Below are 15,492 nucleotides of genomic sequence, written 5' to 3'. Positions count from 1 at the left end.
GTGCCCGACGCCACCTCTACGAAAATCTACCTGCGCGAGCCCGTCTGGGATCCCGCGCGCTGGCTGCCCACCACGAAGGATGAGCTCGACGCGCGCGGTTGGGACTACGTCGATGTGATCCTGGTGACCGGCGATGCCTACGTGGATCATCCGTCGTTCGGCACCGCAGTGGTTGGGCGAATGATTGAGCGGGAAGGCTTTCGCGTCGCGATCCTGCCCCAACCGAACTGGCGCGACGATCTGCGCGATTTCAGAAAGCTGGGTGTGCCGCGGCTGTTCTTTGGGGTGACGGCCGGCTGCATGGACTCGATGGTCAATCGCTACACGGCGGCCAAGAAGCTGCGAAGCGAGGACGCTTACACGCCGGGCGGCGAGCACGGCTTCCGGCCGGATTACGCGACGGTCGTATATTCGCGGATTTTAAAGCAGCTGTTTCCCGACGTGCCGGTGCTGCTGGGCGGCATCGAGGCGAGCCTGCGGCGTGTGACGCATTACGACTATTGGTCCGACACGTTGAAGCCGGGAATTTTGGAGGACAGCGGCGCGGATCTGCTGGTTTACGGGATGGGCGAGCTGCCGTTGCGCGAGATTCTGCGGCTGCTCAAACGCGGCGTGCCGTTCTCGTCGCTGAAAACGATTCCGCAGACTGCGGTGATGCTGCCTGCGGGCGCACCGGTGCCGAAGAATCAGCGGTGGGAAGATTTTGCGCTGCACTCACACGAAGAATGCGCGGCGGACCGGAAACTCTACGCCCAAAACTTCAAGGACATCGAAACCGAATCGAACCGGGTGAAAGCGCGCCGGCTGCTACAGCCCAGCGGCGAGCGGCTGCTGGTCGTCAATCCGCCGTATCCGACGATGACGGAGGAGCAGATGGACGCGAGTTTCGACCTGCCCTACACGCGGCTGCCGCATCCGAAGTATCGCAAGCGCGGGCCGATCCCCGCCTACGAGATGATCAAGCACTCGATCAACCTGCACCGCGGGTGTTTCGGCGGGTGCAGCTTCTGCACGATCTCGGCGCATCAGGGCAAGTTCGTCGCCAGCCGCAGCAAGGCGAGCATCCTGCGCGAGGTCGAACAGGTGAAGCAAATGCCGGACTATCGCGGCACGATCACGGACCTCGGCGGACCGTCGGCGAACATGTATCGGATGAAGGGCAAGGAGCAGTGGATCTGTGACGAGTGTGTCCGGCCGAGCTGCATCTGGCCCAACGTCTGCCGCAATCTCGACACGGATCACACGCCGCTGCTGGAAATTTACCAGGCCGTGCGCGAGACGCCGGGTGTGAAGCATGCGTTCGTGACCAGCGGGATTCGCTACGATCTGTTCCTGCACGAGAAAGGGGCGTCCCCGCAGGCGCAGGCGAGCCACGAGCGCTACGTCGAGGAACTGGCGGCGCATCACGTGTCGGGCCGGTTGAAAGTCGCGCCGGAGCACACCTCCGATCACGTGCTGCGCGTCATGCGGAAGCCGAGCTTCAAGCTTTTCTACAAGTTCAAGGAGAAGTTCGACCGCGCGGTGCAGAAGGCGGGGAAGCCGCAGACGCAGATCGTGCCGTACTTCATCAGCTCGCATCCGGGCTCGCGACCCGAGGACATGGCCGAGCTGGCGTTGAAGACGAAGGACCTCGGGTTCCGGCTCGAGCAGGTGCAGGATTTCACGCCGACGCCGATGACCGTCGCGACGGAGATCTACGCGACGGGGGTGCATCCTTACGATCAGCAGCCGGTGTGCGTGGCACGCACGCCGGAGGAGAAGCAGGAGCAGCGAAGTTTCTTCTTCTGGTACAAACCGGAGATGAAAACGGTGCTGCGAAAATCCATGCAGCGACTCGGACTCGGCGAGATGGCGCGGCGGTTGTTGGACGAGAAGAAGCACACGGAAGACGTGACGCCCCCGCCGCACATCACGCCGTGCGGGATGAACGTGCCTGGACAGCGGCTCGCCGCGGCGCGGGCGGGTGCGAAGAAACCGATGTCTCCGGGCGCGGGCAAAGCGCAGAGCGTGGATGCGCTCCTCCGGGAAGCCGGGGTGAAGTTGCCCGACAGGAAAGAACACTGAAAGCGCCGGCGACTGCCGAGCCGCGGCGCCCGAACGAAAAGGTGCCGGCACACGGTCGGCACGAAGACATTGGGCGCGTCCGATCGGGAATCCCGAAGGTTACTCGGCGCGCAGTGCCGTCGTCGGCTCCACGTGCGCGGCCCGGCGCGCGGGCAGCCAGCTGGCCAACGCGCCGATCGCGCTCAGCAACGCCAGCACGGCGGCAAACGTCGCCGGATCCTGCGGTGAGACCAGGCCCAGAAAACGGTCGAGCAGCCGCGTGGCGGCGAACGCACTCGCGAGACCGAGGACGAGACCGGCGGCGAGCTGAACGAGTCCGCGGCTCAGCATGTGCCGCACGACCCGGCCCGCCGTGGCGCCGAGCGCCATTCGGATGCCGACCTCGCGGGTGCGCCGCGCGGTGTTTTGCGCGACGACGGCATAGAGCCCGACCGACGCCATGAGCAGCGCGACCAGGGCGAATGTGAGGAACAGCGTGCCGAACACCGACAAAAACCAAAGGTTGTGAGCGATCGCCTCGCGGAGCGGCCGCACTTCGAACAACGGAAGGTCGGGATCAATCTCCTGCACGGCGGTGCGCACGGAGCGGGCGAGCGCCGCCGGATTGCCGTCGGTGCGGAGCATCAGCCCGAGCCAGGCCCACGGCTCCTGCCGATGCGAGAGGTAGACGAGGGGCGGCTGCGCGCGGTCCTGCATGTCCTGCACGAAATCGCCGCAGACGCCGACGACCGTGACCCACGGGCCGGGCTTGCCGTCGTTGAGGAAACGAAACCGCCGGCCGAGCGGCAGGTCGGCGGGCCAATAGCGTTCAGCGAACGCGCGTGAGACTACGGCGGTTTCCTTGCCCTTGGCGCCGTCGTCCTCGGTGAGCATGCGCCCGGAGAGCAGCGGCACGCGAATCGTCGCCAGATAGTCAGCGGAGGAAAACAACGGCGCGGCACGGAACGGCTGCTTCGGATCCGGGGCCGGCCGGCCTTCGATCTCGACGTCGCGCACCTGCGAGCCGAGGCCGGGAAAATCCGAAGTCAGCACCGCGCTCGTGACGCCGGGCAGTGCGGACAACCGCGCGAGCAGTCGTTCGTGCATCGCCCGGCGCGCATCCTCGCTTTCGTAGCGCTCGCCCTTGCCATCCGGGAGGTAGACGCGCGCTGTGAGCAGCCGGTCGGCTGGCACGGTCGGATTCACCTGCTGCACCGCGAGGATGTTGCGGATCATCAGGCCGGCACTTGCGAGCAGCACGACCGTGGCGGCGAACTGAAAGACCACGAGGGCCGCGGTCAGCCGGCCACCCCGCCGGCCGCTCGCGGCCGAACTGGCTTTCATCGCGGTGTTCAGGTCGACGCGGGAAGCGCGCAGCGACGGCATGAGTCCGAAGACGATGCCGCTCAGCACGGAGACGGCGGCAAAGTAAGCGAACCCGCGCCAATCCATCGTGAACTGCACCCAGTAGGGCTTGCCGACGTCCTGCGTCTGCAGGTCGAACCAGTGCACGCCGAAGGCCGAGAGGGCGAGCCCGAGCATGCCCCCGAGCACGCTGAGCAGCACGCTTTCCACGAGCAGTTGGCGGACGAGCCGCGCGCGGGAGGCACCGAGGGCCGCACGCACGGCGATCTCATGGCCGCGCGCGATGGCCCGACTCAGCATCATGTTGGCGACATTCGCGCAGGCGATCAGCAACACGAAGCCCGTGGCGGCCAGCATCAGCAGGAAGATGAGCTTGATGGGCCCGCCGTTGAACAGGTCGTGGAAAGTCTGCACCAGCGGCGCAACGCCCTTGTTCGTGTCGGGAAAATCCTTCGCGAGGCGGGCGGCAATGACGGTGAGGTCACCTTGGGCGTCGCTGCGGCTGACGCCGGGGTTCAGCAAACCGAAGAGCAGCAGATCGCGGCGGGTGCGTTCCTCGCGCTCTTTGGTCGGCCGGTAGGCCGACCAGATTTCCTCGTTGTTGGGAAACTGAAAGCCCTCAGGCATGACGCCGACGATCGTGGCTGGCTGGTCGTTGAGCCGCACGGCGCGGCCGACCACGTCTGGCACACCGCCGTAGCGCTTCTGCCAGACCGCGTGACCGAGCAGCACGACCATCGGCGCGCCGGCCTCGCCGTCAGTGGGCGTAAAAGCGCGCCCGAGGATCGGCGGCGTTTGCAGCGCGGCGAAAAGCCCGGGAGTGACCTCGGCGAGTTGATAGCGCTCGGCCGGGTTGTCCTGCTCGCTCAGGATGCCGGAGGAACGGTTCGTCGCCTCGAGCTGCGCGAACGAGCGGTTCTGATCGCGGTAGGCACGGTATTCGGGAAGAGAGACCGGACCGTGGTTGCGCTGATCGCCGGGCAGCTGCTGGGAGATCGCGACGAGCCGGTCACCGCCGGGGACCGGCACGGGCTTGAAGAGCACGACGTTGACCAGCGTGAAGACGGTGGTGTTGACGCCGATGCCGAGCGCGAGCGTCACGATGACGGCGGCGGAAAACCAGCGGTGAGTGCGGATCATCCGCAGGGCAAAGCGAAGGTCTTGGAGCATGACGCGTGGCCGGCGACGCCCGCATTATCCGGGCAGACGGGGGAATGCCCCAAGCTACCCGGAATGCGTCGGAAAAGTTGCGCCTGACACGAAAGATGACACGGGCGACCGGCTCCGTTCGCGAGACGAAGCGCCGCCGGCGATGCCAGCGCGACGGCTCCGCCGGAGGCTTCGCCCTATCGACACAGCCGGACCTGATCAGCCCTCACCATCCGTAGCTGCGCTTGATCCGCAGCGGCTCGTAGAGATCGGTCGGTACCTCGAGGAGGAAACGGCTCGGCGTGAGCAGCATGCCGCCGGGACCACCGCGGGTCGCGACCTTCGGATACGAAAGATAGAGCTCGTTCCGTGCGCGTGTCACGGCGACATAGAACAGCCGGCGTTCCTCCTCCACGTCGCCCGACTCGATGGAGCGACGCCCGGGGAACTGGCCGTCGGCGAGACCGATCACGAAAACCACGTCGTATTCGAGGCCCTTCGCCTGGTGCACCGTCGTGAGCCGGACCGCCTCCGCCTCGGGATCGACGTGACGGTCGCTCGTCTCGCTGTTCAGCAGCACGATCTGCGCGAGGAAATCCTGCGTCTCCTCGAACCTCTGAGCGAAACCCACCAGCGCCTTCAACTCGTCGAGCCGGTCGAGATAGTCGGCATACTGCCCCTTCAGGTAGTCGCCATACCAGCCCTCGATCGCGGTCGCGACCGCGTCGGCCGGCCTCGCATGCTGCATCTTTTCCGCGACCTCGCTGAGCGAGGCACAAAAGCTGGCCCAGTCGTCGCGCGCATCCTTGGCGACCTTGCTGCGCACGTCGTCGGTGTTCAGCACGTCGAGCAGGTTTTTCTGCGTCAGCCGCGCGTGGTCGACCGCGGCGGCGTAGATCTTCTGCGCGCCTTTTTCGCCGATCTTCGGGAGGAGCACCGCGATCCGCTGCCACGCCTGCGTGTCCGCCCCGTTGTAGACGAAGCGCAGCAGCGCGACGAGATCGCGGATGTGCTGCCGCTCGAAAAATTTCACGCCGCTCGTGATCTGATAAGGCACGCCGGCGCGCGACAGCGCGAGCTGCACCTCGAGCGCGAGGAAGTGCGAACGATAGAGGATCGCGACTTCGTTGAGCGACACGCCCTCGTCCTCCACCAGCGCGCGGATGCGCTTGAGGATGAACTCGGCCTGCTCGCGGTCGTCCATCGCCTGCACGACGAACGGCTTTTGCGCGTGCCCGCGCGCGGCGCGCAGTTCCTTGTCGAAGTGCCGGCCCTTCGGCTGCGCGAGCAGCACGCCGTTGGCGAAGTTGAGGATCTCCGGCGTCGAGCGGTAGTTCGTCTCGATCCGGTGAATGGCCGTGCCCGGATGCCGGTCCGGGAACGTCATGATGTTTTCGAAATTTGCGCCGCGCCACGAGTAGATGCACTGGGCGTCATCGCCGACCGCCATCACGCAGTGGTGCGCCGCCAGCCGGTCGACGATCTGCGCCTGCAGGGTGTTGGTGTCCTGATACTCGTCGACCAGCACGTGGCGAAACCGGTGCGCGAAATACTGCGCCACCTCCGGCGCCTTGATCAGCAGCTCGAGCCAGAACTCGAGCAGATCGTCGTAGTCGACGACGTTCTGTTCGCGTTTCCTTGTCGCATACGCGGTGGCGAACGCCGGAAACCGGTGCGCGATTTCGGTGTATTGCGGAAAGTTTTTCGCGACCGTGTCGGCGAGCGGCTGCTGCGTGTTGCGCGCGAGCGAGAGCACGTCGAACAACGGGCCCGGCCGCGGGTTGGTCTTGTCCTTGAAGAAGAGCTTGTCCTCGTGCTCGACCGCCTGTTTCAGGAGCGATTCGGATTCGTCCGCGTCGAGAATGGTGAAATTTTTCGGCAGCCCGATCGCGTCGCCATAGATCCGCAGGGCGCGGTGGCCGAGCGAGTGAAACGTGCCGCCCCAGAACCGCTGCGGCTCGATCCCGGTGAGATCCTGCACGCGGTGGAGCATTTCCTTCGCCGCCTTGTTGGTGAACGTGAGCAGCAGGATCTCACCCGGCTTCACGCCGCGTGACAGCAGGTAGGCGACGCGGTAGGTGAGCGTGCGCGTCTTGCCGGAGCCGGCGCCCGCGAGCACGAGCAGCGGACCAGGCTCCGCCGTCACGGCTGCGAACTGCTCGTCGTTGAGCTGGGCGCGGAAGTCGATCGGCGGAATCTGCTCGGGGGCGCGTGAGTCGAGGGAAATTTCCATCAAAGCGGCAATCGCCGCAAAGAAGCCCGGTGGGCGCAAAGGAAAAGTGCGCCGCCGTGGCCCGGGCGTCCCGCCGTGATGCCATGGGGGCCGCCGACGCCGGTCCGGCTGAGAAGGCTCAGACTTTTTAAACCACAGATGGACACAGATGAACACAGATGGAAACCCGGCCAAATCTGTGTCTATCTGTGTTCATCTGTGGTTAAGGATCGGGTCTGCAACCGTGACGTGTTGCGGCACACTCGTCCGTGGCATGGGCGTTTCGCCCGTAAGGAATCCGATCACGGGCAGGATGCCCGTGCCACGACCGACGCCGGTTACACCTTGTCACCCGCTGGCCTGTTGTGCGCCGGCGAGCGTCGGCGCGGCGGACAGCATGCGCAAAGGCGCGAGATCTTCCGGATAGGTGACCTTCACGTTTTGCGGCGAGCCTTCGATCAAGCGCATGCGAGCCTTGGCCCGCGCCATCAACGCGATGGTGCTTTCCTCCTGCCAGCCATGGCGCTTCGCGAGCGCATAGGCATGACGCAACGCCGCGCGGCGGTAAACCTGCGGCGTCTGCACCGAGACCACGTTGGCGCGCGGCAGGCTGGCTTTGAGTTCGCGGTCCTCCATCAACGCGAGTCCGTCGCGCACGGGCAGCGGCGTGTAGAGCGCGACCGCGCTACACTCGCGCAGTTCGCAAAGCAGCTGACGAAAGACATCGGGCTCGACCCAGGGCCGGGCGACTTCGTGCACGATCAGGAATTCCGTCTGCGCCGCGTCGAGCAGTCGCTCGAGCGATTCCTGCCGCGTGGCCCCGCCGGTGACGCAGGTGACACTGCAATCGGTGGTAACGCGGCGGCACTGTTCCTGCGCCCAGTCGAGGTCCTGCGCCCGCGTGCCGACGATGATGTGCCCGGCAAATGGCGCGACCAGCGCGATCGCGTGCTGCAGCAGCGAACCGCCTTGGTATTCGAGCGTCGCCTTGGCGATGCCGCCGAGGCGCGTGCCGCTGCCCGCGGCGAGGATGAGCGCAGTGACGTCAGGCCGAGCGCAGCAATCGTTTGAAAGTTCGGGAGGCATTGCGGAGGTGGGGGAGACAGGTGTGGAAGGCGCGACCGAACGGGCTGACGGCGAGGAGCTGCGCCTCGGAAGCGACCTCGGATTCAAGCTGATCGATTCGTTGGGCGAGGCGTTCGCCGCTGCGACCATCGCACTGCGCGCCGAACAGCCGCTCGCGGTAGAGGGCGCGCTTTTCGTGCCGCTGTCGCGGGTCGTCGAGCGCGGTGGCGAGCGCCGCGGGGAGATGGGCGACGTCGCTCAGCCGCTCGCCCATGTCGCGCCACGCCCACTCCAATCCCTTGGGATCGTAGTGCGGCGAACGCGTGTGCTCGGGGTTGTCGATCAGCACCAGCGGCCGATCGAGGGCCAGGTATTCGAGCTGCACACTGGACGCGTCGGACACGAGCACGTCCGCGGCTTTGAGCCAGGGCATGATGTCCTCGGCGCGGTTCTCGATGAGATACGTGTCGGGGCGACCCGCGCAGGCGCGACGCAGCGTGTCGAGCCACGGCGCGAGCCGCGGATCCTTGCCTTCCTGCACGAGCGGGTGCGGCTTGATGGCGACGAAGGTATCGCTGCGGTCGCCGTGCAGGAGTTCGACCACGCGTTCGCCGAGCAGGGGCAGCGAGGAGAGACCGTCATGCCAGGTCGGAGCGTAGAGCACGACCTTCCGCCCGGCGGGAATCTGCGGCGGGCGCCCGGCGGAAAACAGATTGTCCATCTGCACGTAACCGGTGACCCAGTAGGCGCGGCGCGGCCGGATGCCCTGGGCCAGGAATTCATCGCGCACATAGTCGCTGGTCAGGCAGACGTAGTCGGCGGCGCGAAATGAGCGCGCCGGCGTGCCCTTGTTGGCGAGCCCGTGCCGGGTGTGCACGAAACGAGTAAACGGCAGATGCGCGCGCAGGTGCAGGTAAGTGAGATCCTCGCCCGCCACGATGACGTGCGGCCGGAAACGCGTCAGCTCGCCGGTGTCGGAGGTAGCGAGGCAGCGGTGCGCGCCCTCGAGCGCCGAGATCGTCGACGCGAAGATCGCCTGGTGAAACGAATGCCGGTAGTAGATGCCGATCCTCATGCGCGCGCGTTTGCTGGTTCAGGAACTCGACCCGCATCTTGGCACAGAGTGTTACGAACGGGTAACGTTCGCCGGCCTGAACGGGCTGTCGGGGATTGCCCGATCTTTCCGGTGGGACGAACGCGCGAGATGCCCCGACTGGCGGCCGGTGCGCCGAGCCCCCGGTGGCTAGGCAACCGGTGGCATCCAGCGCATGACCACGTGCGTGGGCGTTTGCGTGGCCACCACGAAGCCGAGCCGCAGGTAAAGCTGCTGCGCCGCATGATTGACCTGCAGCACCTGCAACCGGACCGGCAGCTGCAAGGCCTGCGCGGACTCGAGCACGGTGCGGATCACCGCCGAACCCAGTCCGCGATTTTGGAAAGTCGGATGGATCTGGATGTTCGCGAGAAAGAGGTCGGACCGCTCGCGCTCCACGTGAAGCAGCCCGGCGTTCTGGCCGTTGACCAGCACCAGTTGCACCGTGTCGGAGCGATAGCTGCGGCGGAAAAAAGCTTCCTGCGCCGCCTCGTCCCACAGGCCCCACGTTTGTTCGACGTACGCGCGCATGGTGAGCCGCTTGAGCTCCCACAGCCACGCGTAGTCGCCGGCAGTGGCGGGACGGAGGGTGAACTGCATGCGACTGGCAGCCTCGCGCGCCGCGGCGCAGTCGCAAAGCGAAAATTAAAACGCCTGGCCACGTTGTTTTAGACGCGGGCCGCACGACGAAGCCGCGCGGCTGCGGGACGGCGCGACGGTGAACAATGGCCGACCGATGCTCGCGCCCGGAGCGGCCGGACCTCTGGCTCAGACCAGGGCCTTGATCAGGTCTTCGCGGGAGCCGGGGAGCAGGTCGAGCGGCGGGATCTCCGGCATCGTGTAGGCGCCGGGCTGCAGCCGCAGCGCCGCGGCGCGCGCGCACGACACCATGATCTGCGCCGTCAACGCCGGATTGTTGATCGTCATCCGAAACTCGAACAGCTGGTTGTGCGTCGCGCCGCTCACCCCCTTGCGCTGCATCAGCACGCCGTGGCCCATGTCCTTCAGCGCATCGATGCTCGGCACCGCGAATACGCGCGTGTCGTCGTGGGCGAAATACTCGTCCGTCTTGATCGCCTGTTCGACTGCGGCGAAGTTCGCGCCGGGCTCCAGCTCCACGTAAACCATCCGGCGGTGCACGCCGGTGCCGACGGGAATCGTCATCGACAACGCATCCTTCACCCCCGGTTTCGACTTGGCGCACACCGAGTGGCCCATGCTCATGCCGGGACCAAAGTTCGTGTAGGTGAGCCCGCGCGGCGCGAGTGCGAGCAGCAGGGTGCGCATCACCGAGTCGCTGCCCGGATCCCAGCCCGCGGACACCACCGCCACGCTGGCGTGCTGCTTGCCAATCGCATCCAGCGACTGCCGCAGCTCCCAGAGCTTTGCGCCGTGGATGTCGAAGCTGTCGACCGTGTGAATGCCCTGCCGAAGATAACGCGGCGCGGTGTCGGGAATGCTGCGCGTCGGGCCGCAGAGCAGCGCGACATCGACGTGGCCGAGCTTGGCGACGTCGTCGACGACGGGGATGCCCGTCAACTCCGGCGGGAGCGGCTGGCCCGCCGAGGCGCGGCGGCGGACCACGCCGGCGAGTGCCATGTCGGAGGCGGCCTGGACCGCCTCGATGGCGGCGCGGCCGATGTTGCCGTAGCTGACGACAGCGATGCGAAGGGGAGTGGTTGCCATGGGAGGAGCGAGCCAAGCGGTTTCGCGCGGGGAGGGGAAGCGTGTTTCGGGGGCGACGATCGGCCGGAGGAGAGAACGAGAACGATGAGCCGGCGGCCGAGGGCGGCCGCCTCCCAGAGCTTCGAACGAGAACACGGGCAAGCCGCCCGCTGCCAGGCTACAGCAGCACCAGGTCGTTGCGGTGAACGACTTCGTGGTGCTTGCGGGACGGATGCAGCGCGATCATCTCATCGCCGTGCTTACCGGCCAGCGCGGCGATCTCGTCGCTCGCGTAGGCGCATTTGCCCCGCGCGAAAACCGTGCCATCGGGCCCGGCGATGTTGACGATCTCGCCGGCGGCAAACTTGCCCATCGATCCGGTCACGCCGACGGCGAGCAGGCTGCGGCCTTGTTCCCGGAGCACGGGCACGGCGCAGGCGTTCACGTAGAGCGTGCCCGTGGGCCGTTGGAAGTAGGCGAGCCAGCGCTTGCGTGCTTCGAGCGGCAATCCGCTCGGCACGAAGAACGTGCCGGGCCCGCGACCCGACAGCAGCCGCGCGATCACGAGCGGCTCGGCGCCGCTGGCGATGAACACACCGCAGCCGGAACGCGTGGCCAGTTTGGCGGCGGAGATTTTCGAGATCATCCCGCCCACCGCCGTCTCGCTGGTCGTGCCGCCGGCCATCGCCTCGATTTCGGGCGTGATCTTTTCGACCACCGGCACGATTTGCTTCGTGCCGCGCAGGTCGATGAGCCCGGGCGCGGTGGAAAGGATGATCAGATACTGCGCACCCATCAGGCTGGCGACCAGCGCGGACAACGTGTCGTTGTCGCCGAACTTGATCTCGGCGGCGCTGACCGTGTCGTTTTCGTTGATGACCGGGATGGTGCCGTAGCTGATCAGCTGTTTGAGCGTCTCGCGCACGCCGAGATAACGGGCCCGGCCGCGGAGGTCTTCGTGGGTGAGCAGCACCTGTGCGACGGTGAGGACGTGCGGGGCAAACCCCGCCTGCCAGGTCTGCATCAACAGGCTCTGGCCAATCGCGGCGCAGGCTTGCTTCTTCGGCAGTTCCCGGGGTTTTTTCGTGAGCTCGAGCGCGCCCATGCCGAGCCCGACCGCACCCGAGCTGACGATGATGACCTCGGTGCCGCGCGCGCGGAGCGCCGCCACCTCGCCGCAGACGGCCGCGATCCGCGCAGTATCGAGCTGCCCAATGCCGGAGGTGAGCACGCCGGTGCCGAGCTTGATGACCACGCGACGCGGTGGCCGGGCGGCGAGTTTGGACGATAAGCTGGAGGGCATGGAAGAAGGAGCTGAGAGCTCAGAGTCTAGAGCTCAGAGCTGAACGCGGGGGCGCCCATGGAGACGCGACGCCCTCGTCGCATTTCGCATGACGGCCGCGACGGGGGCGTCGCGGCTCCAGGCCGGTTGCGCGGGCGATCCTCACTACACCGTCAGAAGGTCCTTCTCCTTGTGGGCGAGCGCGTCGTTGATGGCCTTGATCGACGCGTCGGTGGCGGTCTGGATGTCCTTCTCGAGTCGCTTGGATTCGTCTTCGGGCAGCTTGGCTTTCTTGAGTCCTTCGAGGACGTCGCGGCGGACGTTGCGCACGTGGACGCGGCCTTCCTCGGCGAGTCGGTGCGCGTTCTTGACGAACTCCTGCCGCCGTTCGCGGCTCATCTCGGGCAATGGTACGCGCACCACTTTGCTGTCAGGAATGGGATTGAAGCCGAGGTTCGCTTCCTGAATGCCCTTCACGATCGCCTTCACGAGGCTCGCATCCCACGGCTGGATCTGGATCAGCCGCGCATCGGGCGTGGAAATCGCGGCGCAATCCTTCAACCGCATCTGCGACCCGTAAGCCTCGAGCATCACGCCCTCGACCATGGCCGGCGTGGCCTTGCCGGTGTGGATCGCACTGAATTCGTGCAACGTGTGGTCCACGGCTTTTTTCATCTTGGCCTGGGCATCGACGAGGATCGGATGGGACATGGGAGGGGAGCCGAGAGTCTAGAGCGGAGAGTCTAGAGTCTGAGCGGAGTAGTTGAGGGTTGACCCTCCTACGCTGACGTTACGGAGGGCAAGGAGTTGAAAGTTGCAGACAACCGGAGGAGTTATCGAATCTGAAGGCCGGCTTAAAGCTTTTTGCTGGCGGAAGCTCAACCGTGGACGAGCGTGCCGATGCGGTCACCGAACACGGCTTTGCGGATCGCGTGCTCGTCGCCGAGGTCGAACACGAGAATTGGGACGCTGTTGTCGAGGCAGAGCGAAAACGCGGTCGAGTCCATCACGTTGAGCCGCTGCTTCAGCGCGTCGATGAACGTGATCTCCTCGTATTTCACCGCGTCGGGAAATTTTTTCGGATCCTTGTTGTAGATGCCGTCGACCTTCGTCGCCTTCATGATGATGTCGGCGTGCATCTCGGAGGCGCGGAGCGCGGCGGTGGTGTCGGTGGTGAAATACGGATTGCCCGTGCCCGCGACGAAGATCACCACGCGGCCCTTTTCGAGGTGCCGCTGTGCGCGGCGAAGGATGAACGGCTCGGCGATCTGGTTCATCGGGATCGCGCTCTGCACGCGCGTGCGGACGCCCATTTTCTCCAGGCAGTCCATCAACGCGCAACCGTTGATCACCGTGGCGAGCATGCCCATGTAGTCGCCGGTCGTGCGATCGACGCCGCGCTTAACGCCATTGAGTCCGCGGAAAATGTTGCCGCCGCCGATGACGACGCAGATTTCCACGCCGAGTTCGTGGATTTCCTTCACCTGATTGCAGATTTTTTCGAGGGTGGCGCCGTCGATCGGATCGCCGGCCTTGCCGCCGCGAAGCACTTCGCCGCTCAATTTGAGGACGATGCGCTTATACTTCACCCGGGAATCCGTGGGCCACTTTTCGTGCTGCATGAGGGGCAGCAAACGCCGCCGCAAAATCGGCGTCAACCTTCCGAATTGCGTCCCCCTCCGGGAATTGCGGGTACGCACGAGGGAAGCGGGTTTCCCTGATGCGGCGCCTCATCGGGATCCTATTTGATGCCCGAGCGCACCTCGGTGGCGACGAGATGGCGCTGCAACCCGCGGAAGAGCAGGAGCACCGGCAGCGTGGCGAGGACGGCGCACGCGAGAATATCGCCCCACTGCACGGGCGGGGTGGTGAAGAGGTTGGCGAGGGCGAGTTGCACCGTGCGGGTCTCCTCGCGGGTGCCGATCAGCAGTGGCCAGAGGAAATCGCCCCAATGTGCGAGCACGTCGAGCAGCACCACCGTGGCGAGGGCCGGTTTCACCGCCGGCAGCGCCACATGCCGGAACTGCCGCCAGGACGTCGCCCCATCGATCACCGCCGCCTCCTCGAGCTCGACCGGCAGCGCGAGAAAGTGCTGGCGCAGGAAATAGAGGTTAAATGCCTTGGCGAAAAACGGCACGGTGAGCCCGGCCAGTGCCGGGCCGAAACCTCCGGTCAGCCCGAGATCGCGCGCGGTGAAAAACATCGGCACCGCCAGCACCTCGACCGGCAGGATGATCAGCATGACGACGAGAGCGAACAACGTGTCGCGGCCGGGAAACGAGAGCCGCGCGAAGGCGTAAGCCGCGGTCGTGTTGACCACCAGTCCTCCGGCCACGATCAGGCCGACCTGCAGCAGCGAGACCAGCAGCGCCTGGCCGAGGCCGGCGCGGCGCAGGGCGTCTGCGTAATTTTGCAGCGTCCAGCCGGTCGTGGTGAACCAGTTCGCCGCGTCGAAATGAAAGATCCGCGACTCATCGCGCAGCGACGCGAGCAGCATCCAGAGCAACGGCGCGAGAAAAACGGCCGCCGTCGCGACGCTGACGATCCAGGCGAGCGGGCGTTTCATCCGCGATCCTCCTTCAGCCAGCGCCGCTGCAGCAGCGTCAGCGCGGCGACGAGCAACAGGAACAGCAGCGCGGCGGCGCAGGCGTGGCCCAGATCCTGATCGAGAAACGTCATCTCGTAGATCGACTGTATGATCGAGACGGTGCGGTTGCCGGGGCCGCCGCGTGTCATCAGATACGGCTGCACGAAAATCCGGAACGCGAGGATGGTGGTGACCGTGACCACGAAGACCACCGTGTTGCGCACCGACGGCAGCACCACATGCACCAGCCGCTGCCAGCCGCCCGCGCCGTCGATCCGCGCGGCGTCCAGCAACTCGCGCGGCACTTGCTGCAGTCCGGCAACAAACACGAGCATCTGCAGCCCGACGCCTTGCCATACGGACATGAACGCCAGCGCCGGCAGCGCCAGCGCGGGATCACGCAGCCAGGCTTGTGGGGGCACGCCCAGCCAGCCGAGCGCCGCGTTGATCAGTCCTGTCTGATCGCCCTGCGTTGGCTGGTACAGCATGGTCCAGAGCACCGCGAGTACCGGCATCGCGACGATCACCGGCACGAAAAACGCGGTGCGCAGCCAGCGCCACGCCGGCTCGGGACGGTTCACCCACAGCGCGAGCGCGAACGCGAGCGCGGTTTGCACGGGCACGACCATCACGGCGAAAAGAGCGGTATTGGCGAAGGCCTGGCGAAACCGCGGATCCGTCAGCAGATCGGAGTAGTTGCCGGCTCCGACCCACGTGGCGCGCTCGACGGCGAGCAGGTCGGCGTTGGTGAAACTCCACCCGAGCGCGCGCAGCAGCGGCCAGACGACGAACACGCCGAGCAGTGCCAGCGCCGGCAGGAGAAACCAGGGCGCCGCGCGGCGCTGTGATTGTTTCCAGGCGATCATCGTTCTGTCGGCCGCGAATGCCTATGTCGCACGACGACCTTTTCCCCACCGGAGAAAACCACCGATGAACGCAGATCGACACCGATCATTGGCCGATCTGCCCATCTGTGTTCATGTGTGTTCATCTGTGGTTTAAGCCCGAACGGTTCGATGGTTTTCACAGCG

General features: G+C 65.9%; 12 protein-coding genes. 1 reads left to right on the top strand and 11 read right to left on the bottom strand.

The window, feature by feature from the left end; translation table 11 throughout:
- Nucleotides 1–2,064, top strand: a complete 2,064-nt coding sequence (locus tag OTER_RS21010; protein ID WP_012376962.1) for a YgiQ family radical SAM protein — start codon at nucleotides 1–3, stop codon at nucleotides 2,062–2,064.
- A gap of 99 nt (nucleotides 2,065–2,163) precedes the next feature.
- Here the strand turns inward: OTER_RS21010 and OTER_RS21005 are convergent, their stop codons facing one another.
- The 11 genes from OTER_RS21005 to OTER_RS20955 all read right to left on the bottom strand — a co-directional run bounded on the left by OTER_RS21005 (nucleotide 2,164) and on the right by OTER_RS20955 (nucleotide 15,327).
- The gene (locus OTER_RS21005) at nucleotides 2,164–4,578 is read right to left on the bottom strand and encodes an ABC transporter permease (protein ID WP_012376961.1); all 2,415 of its coding nucleotides are present in this window, start codon (nucleotides 4,576–4,578) and stop codon (nucleotides 2,164–2,166) included.
- Nucleotides 4,579–4,783: 205 nt separating this feature from the next.
- A complete protein-coding gene (locus tag OTER_RS21000) occupies nucleotides 4,784–6,790 on the bottom strand; it encodes an ATP-dependent helicase (protein ID WP_012376960.1) in 2,007 nt (668 codons plus the stop codon).
- Between the two features lie 327 nt (nucleotides 6,791–7,117).
- Nucleotides 7,118–7,855 (bottom strand): IspD/TarI family cytidylyltransferase, encoded by a 738-nt coding sequence (locus tag OTER_RS20995; RefSeq protein WP_012376959.1) that lies wholly within the window; start codon nucleotides 7,853–7,855, stop codon nucleotides 7,118–7,120.
- Complete coding sequence (locus tag OTER_RS20990) at nucleotides 7,815–8,909, bottom strand: CDP-glycerol--poly(glycerophosphate) glycerophosphotransferase (RefSeq protein WP_012376958.1); 1,095 nt, start codon at nucleotides 8,907–8,909, stop codon at nucleotides 7,815–7,817. Before OTER_RS20990 ends, OTER_RS20995 begins: the two co-directional genes overlap by 41 nt.
- A 168-nt stretch (nucleotides 8,910–9,077) precedes the next feature.
- Nucleotides 9,078–9,527 (bottom strand): GNAT family N-acetyltransferase, encoded by a 450-nt coding sequence (locus tag OTER_RS20985; RefSeq protein WP_012376957.1) that lies wholly within the window; start codon nucleotides 9,525–9,527, stop codon nucleotides 9,078–9,080.
- 168 nt (nucleotides 9,528–9,695) lie between these two features.
- The gene (locus OTER_RS20980) at nucleotides 9,696–10,613 is read right to left on the bottom strand and encodes a diaminopimelate dehydrogenase (protein WP_012376956.1); all 918 of its coding nucleotides are present in this window, start codon (nucleotides 10,611–10,613) and stop codon (nucleotides 9,696–9,698) included.
- A gap of 157 nt (nucleotides 10,614–10,770) precedes the next feature.
- Nucleotides 10,771–11,895 (bottom strand): glutamate 5-kinase, encoded by a 1,125-nt coding sequence (gene proB / locus OTER_RS20975; RefSeq protein WP_012376955.1) that lies wholly within the window; start codon nucleotides 11,893–11,895, stop codon nucleotides 10,771–10,773.
- 144 nt (nucleotides 11,896–12,039) lie between these two features.
- Complete coding sequence (gene frr / locus OTER_RS20970; protein WP_012376954.1) at nucleotides 12,040–12,585, bottom strand: ribosome recycling factor; 546 nt, start codon at nucleotides 12,583–12,585, stop codon at nucleotides 12,040–12,042.
- 167 nt (nucleotides 12,586–12,752) lie between these two features.
- On the bottom strand, nucleotides 12,753–13,496 hold the full coding sequence (gene pyrH / locus OTER_RS20965) for a UMP kinase (RefSeq protein ID WP_012376953.1): 744 nt from the start codon (nucleotides 13,494–13,496) through the stop codon (nucleotides 12,753–12,755).
- 119 nt (nucleotides 13,497–13,615) lie between these two features.
- Entirely contained in the window at nucleotides 13,616–14,440 is an 825-nt protein-coding gene (locus tag OTER_RS20960; RefSeq protein WP_012376952.1) for a carbohydrate ABC transporter permease, read from the bottom strand.
- The gene (locus tag OTER_RS20955) at nucleotides 14,437–15,327 is read right to left on the bottom strand and encodes a carbohydrate ABC transporter permease (RefSeq protein WP_012376951.1); all 891 of its coding nucleotides are present in this window, start codon (nucleotides 15,325–15,327) and stop codon (nucleotides 14,437–14,439) included. The genes OTER_RS20960 and OTER_RS20955 overlap by 4 nt, the downstream gene beginning before the upstream one ends.
- Nucleotides 15,328–15,492: the final 165 nt, after the last annotated feature.

It is taken from the genome of Opitutus terrae PB90-1 (assembly GCF_000019965.1).
Taxonomy (GTDB): Bacteria; Verrucomicrobiota; Verrucomicrobiia; order Opitutales; family Opitutaceae; genus Opitutus; species Opitutus terrae.
The sequence above is the reverse complement of the archived record's forward strand: the minus strand, read 5'-3'. Positions and strand labels throughout refer to the sequence as shown.